The 1,182-nt window shown below is 77.2% G+C and carries 1 protein-coding gene and 1 pseudogene; one reads left to right on the top strand and one right to left on the bottom strand.

The genetic code is table 11. The features are described 5' to 3' along the window. Positions 1-363 (top strand): annotated as a pseudogene (locus tag AB0J52_RS41560) (hypothetical protein); the annotation flags it as partial. A 22-nt stretch (positions 364-385) separates the two neighbouring features. On the opposite strand, the gene AB0J52_RS41555 reads toward AB0J52_RS41560, so the two are convergent. Next, on the bottom strand, positions 386-1,182 hold a 797-nt coding region (locus AB0J52_RS41555; protein ID WP_500188788.1), incomplete at its 5' end, for a zinc-binding dehydrogenase.

Here is a 1,182-nt window from a genome sequence, read left to right as displayed (position 1 = left end):
GCGCTCGCCCGGGACGGCGCGCTCCCCCGCGCCCTCGCGCGCGGCGCGGGCGCCGGGCAGGTCCCGCACCGGAGCCTGCTGGTGCTGGAGGCCGTGTCGGGCGGGGTCGCCGCGATCGTGCTGCCGCTCGGCCTCGGCCTGGACCCGCTGATGCGCGCGACGTCGGCGTGCCTGGCGGCGGTCACGCTGGTGGGCGTGGCCGCCGCCGTCCGGCTGCTGCCGCGCGGACGGTCCCGCGCGCTCGCGCTGACGGCGACCGTGTTCGTGGCCGCCGTCGTGCTGTCGTGCGGTTCCTACCTGGCGATCCCGGCGGCGGTCGCGGTCGCGGCCGTCCTGTTCACCCGCCGCTCCGCGCCCGCCTGACCGGGCCGCCAGGCCCGTCCTTTCACGCCATGGTCAGGACGGTGCGGAAGCGGGCCCTGCCCATGGTCTGGAACGCGTCCTCGGCCTCGGCCAGCGGACGGGTCTCGACCATCGGCCGGACGCCGGTGAGGACGGCGAACTCCATGGCGTCCTCGGCGTCGGCGGCGTGCCCGCTGTACCAGCCGGTCACCTCGCGGCGGCCGAACACCAGCAGGTCGCCGGGGACGGGGATCGGGTCGTGGTCGTTGGCGATGACGACCATCCGGCCGTTCGGCGCGAGCCCGGTCGCGATGTCGGCCTGGAGCGGGGCGGAGCCGACGGTGGCGAGCACGACGCGCGCGCCGCCGAGGGCGGCCAGCCGCGCCCCCGCGCTGGACTCCTCGCTGTCGATGTACTCGTCCGCGCCGAGCCGCCGCGCGAGGTCCTCCTTCTCGCGTCCGCGGTTCACGGCGACGACGCGGAACCCCATCTTGTCCGCGTACTGGACGGCGAGGTGCCCGAGGCCGCCGACGCCCTGGACCGCGACGGTGTCGCCGGGCCGCGCGCCGCTGTGCCGCAGCGCGTTGAACGTGGTGAGGCCCGCGCACATCATCGGCGCGGCCTCCTCGAACGTCAGGGCGTCCGGGATGCGGGCGAGGGCGGCCTGCGGCGCGACCAGGTACTCGGCGTACCCGCCGTCGTAGCTCGTGCCGGCGATCTGCCGCTCCGCGCAGTTGACGAAGTCGCCCCGGCGGCAGGCGTGGCAGACGAAGCAGTGCCCGCCGTGCCAGCCGACGCCGACCCGGTCGCCGGGCCGCCACGCGGTGACGCCGTCGCCGG

The sequence above is a fragment of the Spirillospora sp. NPDC049652 genome, from assembly GCF_040675125.1.
Classification (GTDB): Bacteria; Actinomycetota; Actinomycetes; order Streptosporangiales; family Streptosporangiaceae; genus Spirillospora.
Note: the sequence above shows the minus strand (reverse complement) of the source record. Positions and strands in the feature narration are given on the sequence as shown.